The organism is Chthonobacter rhizosphaerae (assembly GCF_013839525.1).
In the GTDB taxonomy this organism is placed as follows: Bacteria; Pseudomonadota; Alphaproteobacteria; order Rhizobiales; family Pleomorphomonadaceae; genus Chthonobacter; species Chthonobacter rhizosphaerae.
In genome coordinates this window covers 15,912-29,232 of record NZ_JACDIS010000004.1, presented here as the reverse complement: position 1 = coordinate 29,232, position 13,321 = coordinate 15,912, and the positions used below count along the sequence as shown (strand labels likewise).

Annotated in this window: 14 protein-coding genes; 4 read left to right on the top strand and 10 right to left on the bottom strand. The window is 70.9% G+C overall.

Annotated features, from left to right (window positions below; genetic code table 11):
* Positions 1-23: 23 nt before the first annotated feature.
* From HND91_RS08380 to HND91_RS08350, 7 genes are all read right to left on the bottom strand, one after another.
* Positions 24-755, bottom strand: coding sequence for a GntR family transcriptional regulator (locus HND91_RS08380; protein ID WP_181706113.1), 732 nt, complete (start codon positions 753-755; stop codon positions 24-26).
* 107 nt (positions 756-862) lie between these two features.
* A complete protein-coding gene (locus HND91_RS08375; RefSeq protein WP_181706112.1) occupies positions 863-1,669 on the bottom strand; it encodes a PfkB family carbohydrate kinase in 807 nt (268 codons plus the stop codon).
* Positions 1,670-1,799: 130 nt separating this feature from the next.
* Positions 1,800-2,813, bottom strand: coding sequence for an SIS domain-containing protein (locus HND91_RS08370; RefSeq protein ID WP_181706111.1), 1,014 nt, complete (start codon positions 2,811-2,813; stop codon positions 1,800-1,802).
* Between the two features lie 158 nt (positions 2,814-2,971).
* Entirely contained in the window at positions 2,972-3,925 is a 954-nt protein-coding gene (locus HND91_RS08365; protein WP_181706110.1) for a substrate-binding domain-containing protein, read from the bottom strand.
* A 47-nt stretch (positions 3,926-3,972) separates the two neighbouring features.
* Positions 3,973-5,025, bottom strand: coding sequence for an ABC transporter permease (locus tag HND91_RS08360; RefSeq protein WP_181706109.1), 1,053 nt, complete (start codon positions 5,023-5,025; stop codon positions 3,973-3,975).
* The gene (locus HND91_RS08355) at positions 5,025-5,789 is read right to left on the bottom strand and encodes an ATP-binding cassette domain-containing protein (protein ID WP_181706108.1); all 765 of its coding nucleotides are present in this window, start codon (positions 5,787-5,789) and stop codon (positions 5,025-5,027) included. The genes HND91_RS08360 and HND91_RS08355 overlap by 1 nt, the downstream gene beginning before the upstream one ends.
* 272 nt (positions 5,790-6,061) lie before the next feature.
* Positions 6,062-7,447 (bottom strand): M20 family metallopeptidase, encoded by a 1,386-nt coding sequence (locus tag HND91_RS08350; protein WP_181706107.1) that lies wholly within the window; start codon positions 7,445-7,447, stop codon positions 6,062-6,064.
* A gap of 228 nt (positions 7,448-7,675) precedes the next feature.
* Between HND91_RS08350 and HND91_RS08345 the strand changes: the two genes are divergently transcribed.
* The 3 genes from HND91_RS08345 to HND91_RS08335 all read left to right on the top strand — a co-directional run bounded on the left by HND91_RS08345 (position 7,676) and on the right by HND91_RS08335 (position 9,421).
* Complete coding sequence (locus tag HND91_RS08345; protein ID WP_181706106.1) at positions 7,676-8,743, top strand: aldo/keto reductase; 1,068 nt, start codon at positions 7,676-7,678, stop codon at positions 8,741-8,743.
* Between the two features lie 68 nt (positions 8,744-8,811).
* Positions 8,812-8,994, top strand: a complete 183-nt coding sequence (locus tag HND91_RS08340; RefSeq protein ID WP_181706105.1) for a hypothetical protein — start codon at positions 8,812-8,814, stop codon at positions 8,992-8,994.
* A gap of 13 nt (positions 8,995-9,007) precedes the next feature.
* Complete coding sequence (locus tag HND91_RS08335; RefSeq protein WP_181706104.1) at positions 9,008-9,421, top strand: GFA family protein; 414 nt, start codon at positions 9,008-9,010, stop codon at positions 9,419-9,421.
* Between the two features lie 55 nt (positions 9,422-9,476).
* Here the strand turns inward: HND91_RS08335 and HND91_RS08330 are convergent, their stop codons facing one another.
* Both HND91_RS08330 and HND91_RS08325 read right to left on the bottom strand, forming a co-directional pair.
* A complete protein-coding gene (locus tag HND91_RS08330) occupies positions 9,477-10,229 on the bottom strand; it encodes a TerC family protein (RefSeq protein WP_181706103.1) in 753 nt (250 codons plus the stop codon).
* 137 nt (positions 10,230-10,366) lie between these two features.
* On the bottom strand, positions 10,367-11,179 hold the full coding sequence (locus tag HND91_RS08325; RefSeq protein WP_181706102.1) for a M48 family metallopeptidase: 813 nt from the start codon (positions 11,177-11,179) through the stop codon (positions 10,367-10,369).
* A gap of 253 nt (positions 11,180-11,432) precedes the next feature.
* On the opposite strand from HND91_RS08325, the gene HND91_RS08320 reads away from it, so the two are divergent.
* Positions 11,433-11,972, top strand: coding sequence for a phasin family protein (locus HND91_RS08320; protein WP_181706101.1), 540 nt, complete (start codon positions 11,433-11,435; stop codon positions 11,970-11,972).
* A gap of 93 nt (positions 11,973-12,065) precedes the next feature.
* On the opposite strand, the gene HND91_RS08315 is transcribed toward HND91_RS08320, so the two are convergent.
* Positions 12,066-13,184 carry a helix-turn-helix transcriptional regulator gene (locus tag HND91_RS08315; protein ID WP_181706100.1) on the bottom strand — a complete coding sequence of 373 codons (1,119 nt, stop codon included), beginning with the start codon at positions 13,182-13,184 and terminating at the stop codon, positions 12,066-12,068.
* Positions 13,185-13,321 lie beyond the last annotated feature (137 nt).

Genomic DNA, 13,321 nt, shown 5'->3' with positions numbered 1-13,321 from the left:
GTCTTCATCCGTTCGGCGGCCGGTCACTTCCGGACGAAGGAGAACGAGAAGGCGTCGCCGCGGTGGTAGTCGAGGGCGTAGATCACCGGCTCGCCGTCCGCCGAGAAGCAGGTCTCTGTGATGAGGAGCGCGGGGCCGAAGTCGCGCAGGTCGTTGCGCGCCGCCACGTCCTCCGGCAGCAGCACGGCGGAGGCGTGGGCGGTGGACATCACCGGCCGGGCGCCCCGGCTTCCCATCAGCTCCACGAGCGACCCGCTCCAGTCCGTGTCGTAGAGCCGGCCCGGCACCAGGGACCGGCGCACGAAGTCCACGCAGTAGAGGATGGCGACGTCGCGGTTCAGCCGCAGGCGCTCCAGCCGAACCAGCGGCTCGCCCACGGGGCAGCGCAGGGCTTCGGCCACCTCCTCGTCCGCCGGCACCTCGGCGGTGGAGAGCACGCGCGTGCTCGGCTCGTAGCCGTAGCGCCGCACCATCTGGGTGACGCTCTCGAACACGGTGATCGGCCGCTCCACCCGCACGGTGGCGCCGGCCGTGATGAAGCGGCCCTTGCCGCGCTCCACCCGGATGACGGCGTCCTGCTCCAGGAGCTTCAGCGCCTCGCGGAGCGCCGGCCGCGACACGCCGAAGGTCTCGGTCAGCGTCTGCTCGGTCGGCAGCTGGTCGCCCGGTTTCAGCTGCTCGTCGCTGATGAGCGCGATGATGTCATCCCGCAGCTGCTCGACCAGCGTCCGCGTGTCTCTCTGCGCCCGCGCCATCAGCCCCACCAAGCTTCGAGGTTGTCAGACAGGTGTCCTCACCGGACGAAACGTGGTTTCGGCCATCCGGTCAAGGGAAACGGCGTCGCTCCCGGCCGGATGGTCCGTCAGAACGGCTCCTGCACCTGCGGGAAGCCGCCGAAGTGGGTGCAGGTGCCGGCCGCCGCGTCCCGTCCGGCCTCCAGGCAGGCCTGCAGCGGCAGCCCGTCCACGTGCGCCGCCAGGAAGCCGGCCACGAACGTGTCGCCCGCCCCGGTGGTGTCCACCACCTCGACGGGCTTGATGCCGGTCGCGGCCCGCGTCCGGCCGTCGCTCGCTAGGCTGCCGTCGGCCCCGCGCGTCACCACGGCGATGCGCGCGCCCTCGCCGAGCGCCGCACGGATCAGCGCCTCGGCCCGGTCCGCATCCTCGCCGGCGCTGTCGAACGCGACCGCGAGCCCGTCCGCGCCCTTGTTGACCGCGAGGTCCTGGGAGACCGACGTGCCGGCCGCCGCGAGCGTCCGCCGGAGCGCGCCGCCGTCGTCGAACCAGCCGATGTGCACGTGCCGCGCCGCCTCGAGGAGGGCCACCTGCGCGTTCGTCGGCCGGTAGCCGCGGCAGACGCCGAACTCCTCGAAGCCGATGATGCGGTCGCCGTCCGGCGTCTGGCCGATCTCCGTATAGGCGGTCACGCCGTCGAGCACGCGCACGTGGTCCACGATGACGCCGTTCTCGGCGAGCACCCGAACGGTGCGCCGGCCCGCCGCGTCGTCGCCGACCGCGCCGAAATAGGCGACCCGCCGCCCCAGGCGGGCGAGCTGAACCGCCACGTTGAGCGCATTGCCGCCGATCGCCGACAGGCCGGTGGCGAGATAGCGGTCGACGCAGTTGTCGCCGACGGTGGCGAAATCGAAGCCGGACGTCTCGTGTGCCATCGCGTGTGGTGATCCCTTGCGGCCGCCGGGCCCGTGCGCCCGCACGGCACGAACCGCATCCAGAAGGCCGAAATGCATGAGACGGCCGGGGCGTTCGGCCCCGGCCGTCCGGTTTTCCGTCTGCCGCCGATCAGTAGGCGACGCGCTTGTAGTAGCGGCGCGTGGTCAGCGGATGGTTGCGCTTGGCCTCCAGGTGAGCGCTGACGCGCTCGAGGATGGTGGCGAGGAGGACCGGCGAGACCATCGCGCGCACGTCCTTGGAGATGCCCGGCAGGGCGAACTCGGCGGTGTCGAACACCGAGAGCTTGTCGGTGTAGTTCTGCGCGAAATTCTGCACCCGGTCGACCAGCGGCCGGAACGCGTCCTCGCCCTTGAACAGGATGACGCTGACGTCCTTCTGCACCAGTTCCAGGGTGCCGTGGAAGAAGTCCGAGGCGTGCACCGGGCGGGTGCGGATCCACTGCATCTCTTCCAGGATGCACATGCCGTAGTAGAAGGCCTCCGGCCAGGTGGAGCCGGCGCCGGTGATGATGTGATAGGGCTCCGCCTTGATCTGTTCGGCGAAGCGCTCGGCGCGCTCCTCGAAGCTGCGCTTCACCTCGATCAGCAGCTTCGGCAGCAGCGCGAACTCGCCCGCGACCCGCTCGAAGCCGGCGAACTCGCCCCGGTGCTTCAGGATCGACAGCACGATCAGCATGGACTGGAGGTAGAACGACTCGCAGGACGTGTCGTCCTCGGCGAAGTTCACGAAGCCGTAGTCCGCCCCTTGGGCGAGCGGCGTGCCGGCATGGCCGGTGAGCGAGATCACGGTCGCGCCCTTCGCCTTCACGAAGGCGAGCGTCTCCACGCTCTCCTTGGTGGTGCCGGAGAGCGACGGGATGACGACGATCGACTTCGGCCCGAGGCTCGGCGAGCCGGCCACGATCAGTTCGGCCGAGAGGTCGGTGAAGACCGGGAAGGTGGAGTTCAGCCGCAGGTGCTGGGCGGCCGGCTGCATCAGGATGGCGGCGCCGCCAGTGCCGAGCAGGAACAGGTTCTCGGCGCCCTTCTCGATGCAGGCGCCGATCGCCTGGTCGATGCGGTCCGAGAGGCCGACCGCGCCGGACTGGATGCGGAGGAAGCGGTCTTCGTCGAAATTGAACATGATCGTGTCTCTTCGTGCCTTGCGGGTCGGCCGCGCCTCGGCGGCCCGATGTCCGTCCCGCGGCGAGGCTTCCATCGGCGCCGCCGCGGGGAGTTCGGAAGGGAGCCCGCCGCGCGCCGGTTCGTATCGGGCGCGCGCGGCAGGGGAGGGGGCGTCGGTCAGATGCAGTTGCCGACGTAGAGGTACTTCTGGATCTCCGGGGTCTCGAGCGTCTCGCGGGTCGCCGTCACGGTGCCGGTGCCGATCGGGGTCTCCACCGGCTCGCCCTTGATGGCCGCCACCGCCTGCTTCAGGCCGAGGTAGCCCATCTCGTAGGGCTGCTGGATGACGAGGGCGTCGAGGAGGTTGTCCTTCAGCGCCTGGATCTCGGCGTCGTCCGCGTCCACCGCAACGGCCACCACGTCGTCCGCCACGCCGGTCGCCCGGATCCCGCCGGCGATGCCGATGGCCGGGTTGTTCGACTGGGCCACCACGCCGATCAGGTCCGGGTTGGCGCTCATCAGCGACGCGAAGGCCGACTGGGCGGCCGGGATGTCCTCGCTGGCGAACTGGTTGCCGATGTAGGTGAGGTTCGGGAACTTCTTGATCTCGTCCTCGAAGCCGGCGATCCGCGCGTCCACGGTGGAGATGCCCGGGATGCTGTTGATCTGGGCCACCTTGCCGGACTTGCCCTCCAGGAGCTTGGCGAGCGCCCGGGCGGTCTCGCGGCCGACCGCCTCGTTGTCGGTGCCGACCACGGCGGAGAGGAGCGACGGATCGTCGATGGTGGTGTCCACCGCGACGATCTTCGCGCCCGTGGAGGCGGCCTCGCGGATGGGCGCCACCAGGGAGGTGGTATTGGTCGGGTCGAGCACCACCGCCGCCGGGGCGCTCGCCATCACCGAGTTGAGGAGCGGGATCTGGTCGGCCGGGTTGTACTGGGGCGCGGCCTGGATGTTCACCGTCACCTTAAGTTCCTCGGCGGCGGCGCGGGCGCCGCAGGCGATGGCCTCGTGGAAGCCGCTGTTGCGCTGGCCGAGCACGAGCGCGATGGTCGGCTCCTCGGCCGTGGCCGGGGCCGCGAAGGCGGCGCCGAGAAGGGCCGTGCCGAGGAGGAGGGTCGTCGTCTTCATGAAATCACCTCTGGTTTGACGTCTTCTTGGGATCAGTCTTCTTCCAGTCACCGCGACCCTGATTTCCGGCGCATCTGGTCGAGCAGAATGGCGATCAGGAGCACGATTCCGACGGCGACCTCCTGCCAGAAGGAGGGCAGGCCGATGATGACGAGGCCGGCGGCGAGGACGACCGGGATGAACACCCCGGCGGTGGTGCCGAAGAGGGTGCCGGAGCCGCCGAACAGGCTGGTTCCGCCCAGCACCACGGCCGTGATGGCCTTCAGGTTGTCCGTGCCGTGGCCGGCGATGGTGGTGGAGGCGAAGCGCGACAGGGAGAAATAGCCCGCAAGGCCGGCGCAGACCGCCGAGATCACGTAGACCATCACCAGGTGCCGGTCGACCGAAAGGCCCGCCCGGCGCGCGCCCTGCTCGTTGGAGCCGATCGCATAGGTGTAGAGGCCGAACCGGGTGCGGTGGAGCACGACGCCGGCGACGATCGCGAACACGGCCGCGATGATCACCAGCACGGGCACGCCGTGGACGCGGCCGATGCCCACCTCGTCGATCAGCACCTTGGGCACACCCGTGAGGTCCACGCCGCCGGAGAGGAGGCGGGCGGCCCCCATGGCGATGCCCATGGTGGCGAGGGTCACGATCAGCGGGTTGAGCTTGGTGCGGGCGATGAAGAGGCCGTTGACGACGCCCCAGACCGCCGCGCTGCCGAGCGACACCGCGAGGCCCACGACCGGCGCGATCGCCGTGTCCGATCCCACCCAGCGCATGGCGAGGAGCGAGCAGACGCTGGAGAAGACCAGGATGGCGCCGACCGAGAGGTCGATGCCGCCGGTGATGATCACGTAGGTCATGCCGACCGCCAGGATGATCATCATCGAGGCTTCCACCGCGATGTTGCGCAGGTTGATCGGGCTGAGGAAGGCGGTGGGGTTCATGGCGATGAAGATCGCCACGATGATCACCAGCGAGCCGAAGATCATCAGTTCCGGCCGCGCCAGGATGCGGGCGCCGAGCCCCGGCGGCGGGCCGGACGGGCCGGCGGTCCCGGGGGCGCTGGTCTCGGGGGCGATGGGCGCCTTGGCGGCTGAAGTGGCTTCGGTCATCAGGCGGCTCCGGACAGTTCGAGCGTGCCGGTCATGGCGCCGACGAGTTCGTCGGACGTGACGCGCTTGGCGTCGAAGGTCGCGACCCGGCGGCCGTGGCGGAGCACCACGATGCGGTCGGAAACGGCGAGGACGTCCGGCATGGAATGGCTGATCAGCACGACGGAGACGCCGCTGTCGCGGACCCGGCGGATGAGGTCGAGCACGTTGCGGGTCTGGGCGACGCCGAGGGCGGCGGTCGGCTCGTCCATGAAGACGAGGCGCTTGGCCCACATCAGCGCGCGGGCGACGGCGACGCCCTGGCGCTGGCCGCCGGAGAAGTTGGCGACGGCCCCGCGCATGTCCGGGATGCGGACGCTCAGGGACCGGAACGCCTCCTCGCCCGCCTGCCGCATGGCCGCCCGGTCCAGGAAGCCGAGCCGGCCGAGAAGGCCCTTCGCCGGCAGTTCGCGGCCGAGGAAGAGGTTCTGGATCGGGTTGAGGTCGAGCGCCAGGGAGAGATCCTGGTAGACCGTCTCGATGCCGTGCCGGCGCGCCGCCACCGGGCTGTCGAACGTCACCGGCACGCCATCGACCCGGATCTCGCCGCCGTCCGGCTTCAGCGCGCCGGAGAGGATCTTCGTCAGCGTGGACTTGCCGGCGCCGTTGTCGCCGATGAGGGCCACCACCTCGCCCCTGTCCACGCTGATGTCCGCGCCCTGCAGGGAGCGCACGTGGCCGTAGCTCTTGGTGATGCCGCGGGCCTCCAGGATGGGCGCCGTCATGGGCGCGCTCCCGAGGCGCCGGCGCGGCGTGCGGTCCGCCGCGGACCGGACGGCCGGCCGTTGCCGGCCTCGGCCTGCGGGACGGTGGTCGATGCGATCAAGGTTCGTCTCCCTCTCGCGGTCTGTGGGTTCCCGGGACGGCCTTTGCGGCCGTCCGTCGGCCGTTGAACCAGCCGTTGTCAGACATCTGACAAGAAGCTCGGATCCCTGTCAAGCCCGCTTCGGCGGGCGCTTGAGGATAGCCGTCCGGACCCGCCGGACGGCCGTCGCGGTCAGTCCGCCACGCCGCACCAGCCCAGGATGGCGAGGGCCAGCACCTTGGCGCCGTTGACGAGGTCCTGGATCTCGATGTGCTCGTCCACCGCGTGGGCGAAGCGCAGGTTGCCGGGCCCGAACACGGTGGTCGGGATGCCCTTGGCTTCCAGGAAGGAGGCGTCGGTCACCGCGTTCAGCGACCAGGTCTCCCGTCGGCCGCGCGGGATCGGCCCGAGCACCGCGGCGCGGGCGTCCACCAGCGTGCGCACCAGCGGGTGGTCCTCGGCCGTGTCGGCGACGGGCCAGTTGCTCTTCCAGTCGAACATCGGCGGGTTTTCGCGCAGCCACGGATCGAGCGCCGCCGCATGTCCCACGTGCCGCTCGATCTCCGCCTTCACGGCGTCCGCCGTGTCGCCCGGCGGGTACCAGACCAGGTAGCCGACGGTCGCCTTGTCGGCCATGTAGCCGACGCTCGGCACGCCCGCGTCGCCGTGGAAGACGCCCGGCACCAGGGAGAAGAAGCCGGTCGGGAAGGCCGGGTGGCTCTTGGTCTGGCCCCATTCCTCTTCCAGCGTCTGCAGCGCCTGCACCACCAGGATGGCCTTCTCGACCGCGTTGACGCCGGCGCTCGCCCCTTCGCCGCCCGGCCGGATCGCCGCGCCGCGGTTGCCCGCGTGGGTCGCTCGGCCCCTCACGGTGATCTCCAGGTTGAAGTTGCCCGCCGACACCGGCGCCACCGACAGCGGGAAGGGCTGCGAGGACGGCTCCACCACGATCGCGGCGTCCGCCGTAAAGCCCGCCTCCAGCACCGCGGAGGTGCCGAGTTCGTGGCTCATGGTCTCCTCGCCGACCACCGCGTGCACCTGCACGTCGCCCTTCAGGCGGACGCCGGCGGCCCGGATCGCCTGGAGGGCGAGAACGACGGAGACCAGCCCGCCCTTCATGTCCGTGGAGCCGAGGCCGTAGAGCCTGCCGTCCTTCAGGGTCGGCTTCCACGGATCGCCGGAGATCCAGCGCTCCGGGGTGAACGGCGCCACCGTGTCCAGATGCCCGTTGAGGATGAGCGACCGGCCGCCGCCCGCGCCCTTGAGGACCGCCACCACGTTGGTGCGCTCCGGGTCCGGCGCCACCCGGTGGATCTCCGCCCCGAGCGCCGCCAGCCGCTCGCCGAGCAGGTCCGTGCACCGGGTCTCGCCGCCGATCACCGCCGCCCGGTCGATGCCCGGAAAGAGCGGGTTGATGCTGTTGATGGCGACGAGGTCGGACAGGAGCGCGATCGCCGCCTCCGCGTGGGCGTCCACCGCCGAGAGGACGGCGGACGGCGCGGCGGCGATCGGACGGGCGGGAGCGGCGGGCTCGGTCCCGTAGCGGACGGGGTCGATCGGGTGGGTTTGGCTCGGCATGGCGTCCTCACAACATATGACGTCAGACAACGTCCATCGATCCGTGCCTCGAGTCAACGCGGCGCTTGAGGTCGCGCCGGCACAAAAGATGCGCACCGCACGGGAGCCCCTCGGATCTGCCGGGTTGTCTGACAGAACTGCCATCGCTGACCTCCGTCGCCGCGCGGCCTAGAGTCTCCCGGGCCGGGCGACGGGCGCGGCGCGCATTGGAAGATGGAGGTTCGTCAGATGGAGTATCGCTTGCTCGGCCGGTCCGGCCTGAAGGTGTCGGTGCTCACCATGGGCACCATGACCATGGGCGGGAAGGGCCCGTTCGCCAAGGTCGGCAACGTGGGCGTGGACGAGGCGCGCCGCCAGATCGACCAGGTGCTCGACGCCGGCGTCAACCTCCTCGACACCGCCGACATCTACTCCACCGGCGCGTCGGAGGAGATCATCGGCGAGGTGCTCGGCGGCAAGCGCCCGAAGGGCGTGCTGATCGCCTCCAAGGCCCGCTTCCCGATGGGGGAGGGGCCGAACGACCGCGGCCTGTCGCGCCATCACCTCGTCCGCGCCTGCGAGGCCAGCCTGAAACGCCTGCGCACCGACGTGATCGATCTCTACCAGGTCCACGAGTGGGACGGCCAGACGCCGCTCGACGAGACCATGGAGGCGCTCGACACCCTCGTCCGCCAGGGCAAGATCCGCTACGTCGGCTGTTCCAACTATTCCGGCTGGCACGTCATGAAGGCGATGGAGATCGCCCGGCGGGACGGCCGCGTGCCGTTCGTGTCCCAGCAGATCCACTACACGCTCCAGGCCCGCGAGGCGGAGTACGAGCTCGTCCCCATCAGCCTCGACCAGGGACTCGGCATCCTGGTCTGGAGCCCGCTCGCCGGCGGCCTCCTGTCCGGCAAGCACCGCCGCGACCAGGAAGGGCCGGCCGGCACCCGCCAGCTCGCCGGCTGGACCGAGCCGCCGATCCGCGACGAGGCGCGGCTCTGGGACATCGTCGACGTGCTGGTGTCCATCGCCGACGGGCGCGGCGTCTCCGCCGCCCAGGTGGCGCTCGCCTGGCTGCTCGGGCGGCCAGGAGTGACGTCCCTCGTCATCGGCGGGCGCACCGAGCAGCAGTTCGCCGACAATCTGGCCGCCGCCGACCTGAAGCTCACCGAAGAGGAGCGCAAGCGGCTCGACGACGTCAGCCGGCCACCGCTCCTCTATCCCTACTGGCACCAGCGCAACACCGCCGCCGACCGGCTGGGCCCGGCGGATCTGGCGCTGCTGCGGCCCTTCCTGGACGATCCGGCCGGCTGACGGCCGCCCGCGCCGGGAACAACGGACGGGCGTGCGGTCTTTCCGGTTCGAACCGGAGACCGCACCCCATGTCCGACGACACCTTGACCGACGCGGAATGGACCACCCTGACCGCCATTGCGTCCGAGGCCGAGCTCGTCCACGACGGCGCGGTCCTCGACAGTCTCGTCCGGAGCGGCCTCGTCGAGCAGGTGGATGGGGAGTGGCGGGCGACGCCCGCCGGCCTCGCCGTCCTCCAGGCCCGCGTCTGAGCCGGAGCGGACCATGGCGAAGCCCGCGCTCACCGGCGGCTGCCTCTGCGGCCGGATCCGCTATCGGGCCGCGTCCTGGACCCACGCGGTCCATTGCCACTGCGGCATGTGCCGGCGGGTCTCCGGCGCGCTCTTCCTCACGTGGGTCTGCCTGAGGACGGAGGATCTCGCCTTCACGGCCGAACCGGCCGTCCACCGGTCGAGCGAGACCGTCACCCGCGCCTTCTGCCCCGCCTGCGGCTCCACCCTCGCGATGACCTACGAGGATGCCGGCGAGAGCGCCGTCTCCCTCGGCACCCTGGACGACCCGGACGCCGTGGACGCGGCGCGCAACATCTTCACCGACGACCGGCTCCGCGCCGCCAGGGGCTTTGACGCCACCCTGCCGGACGTGGCCGGCATGGAGGATCCCGGCGCGCAATCGTAAGCGCTCGTGAGCCCCCGAAGGGCCGATCGGCGACCGGCCCTTCGGGAATGCGCCGTCAGTGCGCCTTCGCCTTCAGCCGCGCCTTCCGCCGGCGCGACAGCATGTTGAGGAATTCCACCAGGGCCGAGAACGCCATGGCGCTGTAGATGTAGCCCTTCGGCACATGGAAGCCGAAGCCGTCGGCGATCAGCGTCATGCCGATCATCAGCAGGAAACCGAGGGCGAGCATCACGATCGTCGGATTCTTCTCGATGAAACGGGCCAGCGGATCGGCCGCCACCAGCATCACCGTCACCGCCACGACCACGGCGATCACCATCACGGGCAGGTGTTCGGTCATGCCGACGGCCGTGATGATGCTGTCCACCGAGAAGACGAGGTCGAGGAGCAGGATCTGGAAGATGGCGGCGCCATAGCTGATGCTGGCGACGCCCCCCACCGGCGCTTCGTCCTCGCCCGTCTCCGGGTCCACGTTGTGGTGGATCTCCCGTGTCGCCTTCCAGACCAGGAACAGGCCGCCGGCGATCAGGATCATGTCCTTCCACGAGAAATCGTGGTCGAAGGCGGTGAAGATCGGCTCCGTCAACTGCACGATGAATGCGATCGTGCTGAGAAGCCCCAGGCGCATGATGAGGGCGAGGCTGATGCCGATCCGCCGCGCCTTGGTCCTGTTCTCCGCCGGCAGCTTGTTGGTCAGGATGGAGATGAAGACGAGGTTGTCGATGCCGAGCACCACCTCCATGGCGATCAGCGTCGCGAGAGCCGCCCAGACCGTCGGGTCCGAGGCGAGTTCCATCCATCCGTCCATAGTCAATCCTTCGGCATGCGGGCTGTCGTCCCGTGCGGCCGACTCGCCGCTCGCGGGGAAATGACCCTGCCGGGCTCCAGGTTCCGCCGCAAGCGGGCCGAGGTCGCACGGGCCGCTCAAGTCCGACGCGACGACGATCAGCCGCGCGCGGCCTCGATCGCCTCCGGGATCAGGCCCTCGATCTCCTCGGCCCGGGCCGCGGGCGCCGGGTGGGTGGACAGGAAGGCAGGCAGGCCGGCTCCGCCCATGGCGTCCATCCGGCGCCACAGGGCCACGGCCTCGCGCGGGTCATAGCCGGCCCGCGCCATCATGAACACGCCAAGCCGGTCCGCCTCCCGCTCCTGCCGGCGCCCGTAGGGCCGCACGAACCCGAACTCCGCCCCCACGCCGAGCAGGCCGGCGATCTCCCGGGCGAAGGCCACGTCGTTGATCTCCAGCAGGAAGGCGATCAGCTGCAGCCCCCACTGGCGGGCCATCTCGGCGGTGATCCGCTCCGCCGGATGGGCCGCCACCACGTGCCCGATCTCGTGCCCCACCACGGCCGCGAGGCCGCCGCCGCCGCCGGACACCTCCAACATGCCCTCGAAGATTCCGATCTTGCGGCCCGGCAGCGCGAAGGCGTTCACCGTCGGCTCGGCGAACACCTGCACCTCCCAGCCGCGCGGATCCTCGCCGGTGGCCCTCAGGAGGCGGAGCGCCACCTCCTCGGCGGTCCGCTGGGCGGCGGCGCTGCGGGTCGGCGGCTTGGCGGCCTTCAGCCGCGCCCAGGTCTCGGCGCCGAGTTCGGCCACCGCCTCGTCCGACACCACCAGCGAGGCGACCTGTTCGCAGCCCGCCAGCATGGGCGAGGCCGCGCCGGCCGCGAGAAAGCCGAGCACGGCCCGGCGCGAGGGGCCGCGCGAAGCGAGGCACGGGGTCAGGGCGGAATGGGGACGGTTGCAGGCGCACATGGCGGGTCGAGGTCTCCGGCAAGGCTCGAGCGGAAGCCTTACAGATGGGGCATCGCGGCCGGTCGGTCCACCGTGCCGCACCGGGCGAATCGCCGGGGCGGCGTTCCGGTTCCGACGTCGGGTGGGGGCAGGGGAGGCGGCCCCAGGGTCCCCGCCGGAACCGGTCGCGGCCCGGCGCGGTTTCCGTCATGCTGCAGAGCAGCACGCCGATCCCGCCGCCCGTCCTGGACGGCGACCCAACCGGAGATCGATCATGCCGACGTCCAAGCCTCCCAAGATTCTGTTCGGATCCGAAGCCGGCGCGCCGCCGTCCGCCGGCGATGCCGAGGGCGCGGCCGGCGACGCCGCCGGCTCCGTGGTGACCCTCCTCAACCAGGCGTCCGCCGGCCCGAACCCAATGGCCGCGGGCCTCGGCGAAGCCGCCCACGCCGCGTCCGACGCCATGGGCGCGGCCGCGTCGGCCGCCCGGGACGCGGCAGGTCGGGCAGCCGATCAGGCCGCCGGCGACGCGGCGTCCTCGGACGCGTTCTCGTTCGGGCTGGACACCATGGCCGGCGCGCCGCGCGTCTTCGGCGAGGTGTCGCGCCTCTGGGGCGACTTCGCCCGGCGCCAAATGACCCGCACCATGGAAGGCTTCGCCGAGGCCGCGCGCTGCCGCACCCCCATGGACATGGTCGCGCTGCAGCAGCGCCTCGTCCAGGAGACCATGCGCGACTGCACGGAGCTCGGCCTCGACATGGCCACGGCGCCCATGCGCGGGCTGTCGTCCCCGTCCACCGTCTGCCGGCCCTGACCGGATCCCGGGCGGCCGCACCGGCCGCCGGCGCGCTCCGGAGGCCGCCCCGGTCGGGGCGGCCTTCCGGCCCGCCGCTCCGGCGGAAGGGTATCAGCCGAGCGGCAGGTAGGCGTCAACCAGCCGCACCAGTTCGGCCTGCCGCTTGACGCCGAGCTTCGCGTAGATGGCCTTGAGGGTCGTCCGCACGGTGTTCTCCGACACCCCCAGGCTGGCGGCGATCTCCGCCGGCGAGAGGCCCTGGCCGATCAGGCTCGCCATCCGGGCCTGGGCCGGCGTCAGCCCAAGGCCGCGCAGCGCCTGGTGCTGCCGGCCGTCGCCCGCAAGCTCCCCGTCCACGATCAGCAGCAGGACCGCGTGGGTCGCCTCCACGCCGGCGAGGTGGCGCTCCACCTGCCGCGGCCCCACCGGCACGCCCCGCACCATCAGGGGCAGCGGGCTCGCCTGCCGCTTCAGGAACAGCACGTCGCCGGTGCCGGCCCGGACCGCCGGATTGGCGATTCCGGCGATCATCGCCTCCAGGGCGCGCTGCTGGGCCGGCCCCTCCACCACGAGCCGCCCGCGCGCCAGCGAAAGGCCGCGCCCCGCCAGGGCGCGCGCCTGATCGTTCGACGACAGCACGCTGCCGTCCGGCCGCACCAGCGCCACCGCGCACCGGTATCGGTCGAAGGCCGCCACCAGCGTGTCGCGTTCCGCCCTGAGAGCCCGGATCTGCGCGCTCAAGGCGGCAGCCCGGCGCACGTGGGTGATGAGAAGGCCGAAGATCCGCTGCATGTCCGGCTCCAGCTCGAAACCGGGCGCGCTTTGCAGGGAGATGTTCACGAACGTATCGCTGAACGGCTTCGTCAGCACGCCCGCGATCGACCCGAGACCCTGTTTGGCGAGGAAGTCGTTGTAGAAGGCGCTGGTCCGGATCGTGTCTTCGGACAGGATCTGCCGGTCCACCCACACCCGTTCCTGAAGATTCACGCGCTGCGCATAGGAGACCAGCGGGTCCTCCTGCCACCAATACTGCGTGTAGGCGGTCGCGGCGTCCTGAAGATCCGGCGACACGAAGACGTCGGGTCGCCCGTTTCCGTACACGTGCATGACGGCGCCCGCGCCGTCGAAATACCGGCTGAAATTGTGCAGCGCCTGGATCCAGTGCCGCGGGTCGAGGGAGACAGTGTAGAAATCGTCTACGAGCGCAAGCAACTTCTCCTCGGAAAGCATTTCGCCCTCCAGAGCTTGAAAACATCAGGAAGGATAAAGGAAATTCGATCTGAAGTGAAGGTTCATCGCCGGTTTCAACCTTGCCGCACGATGGATCCGACGAGCGGCTCCCTCCGGCGGTGAACCGTCGGGCGACC

Coding starts and splice junctions, on each gene's coding strand:
- HND91_RS08330 (WP_181706103.1), bottom strand. CDS start 10,229: ATGGACGGATGGATGGAACTCGCCTCGGACCCGACGGTCTGGGCGGCT.
- HND91_RS08365 (WP_181706110.1), bottom strand. CDS start 3,925: ATGAAGACGACGACCCTCCTCCTCGGCACGGCCCTTCTCGGCGCCGCC.
- HND91_RS08315 (WP_181706100.1), bottom strand. CDS start 13,184: ATGCTTTCCGAGGAGAAGTTGCTTGCGCTCGTAGACGATTTCTACACT.
- HND91_RS08340 (WP_181706105.1), top strand. CDS start 8,812: ATGTCCGACGACACCTTGACCGACGCGGAATGGACCACCCTGACCGCC.
- HND91_RS08350 (WP_181706107.1), bottom strand. CDS start 7,447: ATGCCGAGCCAAACCCACCCGATCGACCCCGTCCGCTACGGGACCGAG.
- HND91_RS08370 (WP_181706111.1), bottom strand. CDS start 2,813: ATGTTCAATTTCGACGAAGACCGCTTCCTCCGCATCCAGTCCGGCGCG.
- HND91_RS08320 (WP_181706101.1), top strand. CDS start 11,433: ATGCCGACGTCCAAGCCTCCCAAGATTCTGTTCGGATCCGAAGCCGGC.
- HND91_RS08345 (WP_181706106.1), top strand. CDS start 7,676: ATGGAGTATCGCTTGCTCGGCCGGTCCGGCCTGAAGGTGTCGGTGCTC.
- HND91_RS08360 (WP_181706109.1), bottom strand. CDS start 5,025: ATGACCGAAGCCACTTCAGCCGCCAAGGCGCCCATCGCCCCCGAGACC.
- HND91_RS08355 (WP_181706108.1), bottom strand. CDS start 5,789: ATGACGGCGCCCATCCTGGAGGCCCGCGGCATCACCAAGAGCTACGGC.
- HND91_RS08375 (WP_181706112.1), bottom strand. CDS start 1,669: ATGGCACACGAGACGTCCGGCTTCGATTTCGCCACCGTCGGCGACAAC.
- HND91_RS08380 (WP_181706113.1), bottom strand. CDS start 755: ATGGCGCGGGCGCAGAGAGACACGCGGACGCTGGTCGAGCAGCTGCGG.
- HND91_RS08335 (WP_181706104.1), top strand. CDS start 9,008: ATGGCGAAGCCCGCGCTCACCGGCGGCTGCCTCTGCGGCCGGATCCGC.
- HND91_RS08325 (WP_181706102.1), bottom strand. CDS start 11,179: ATGTGCGCCTGCAACCGTCCCCATTCCGCCCTGACCCCGTGCCTCGCT.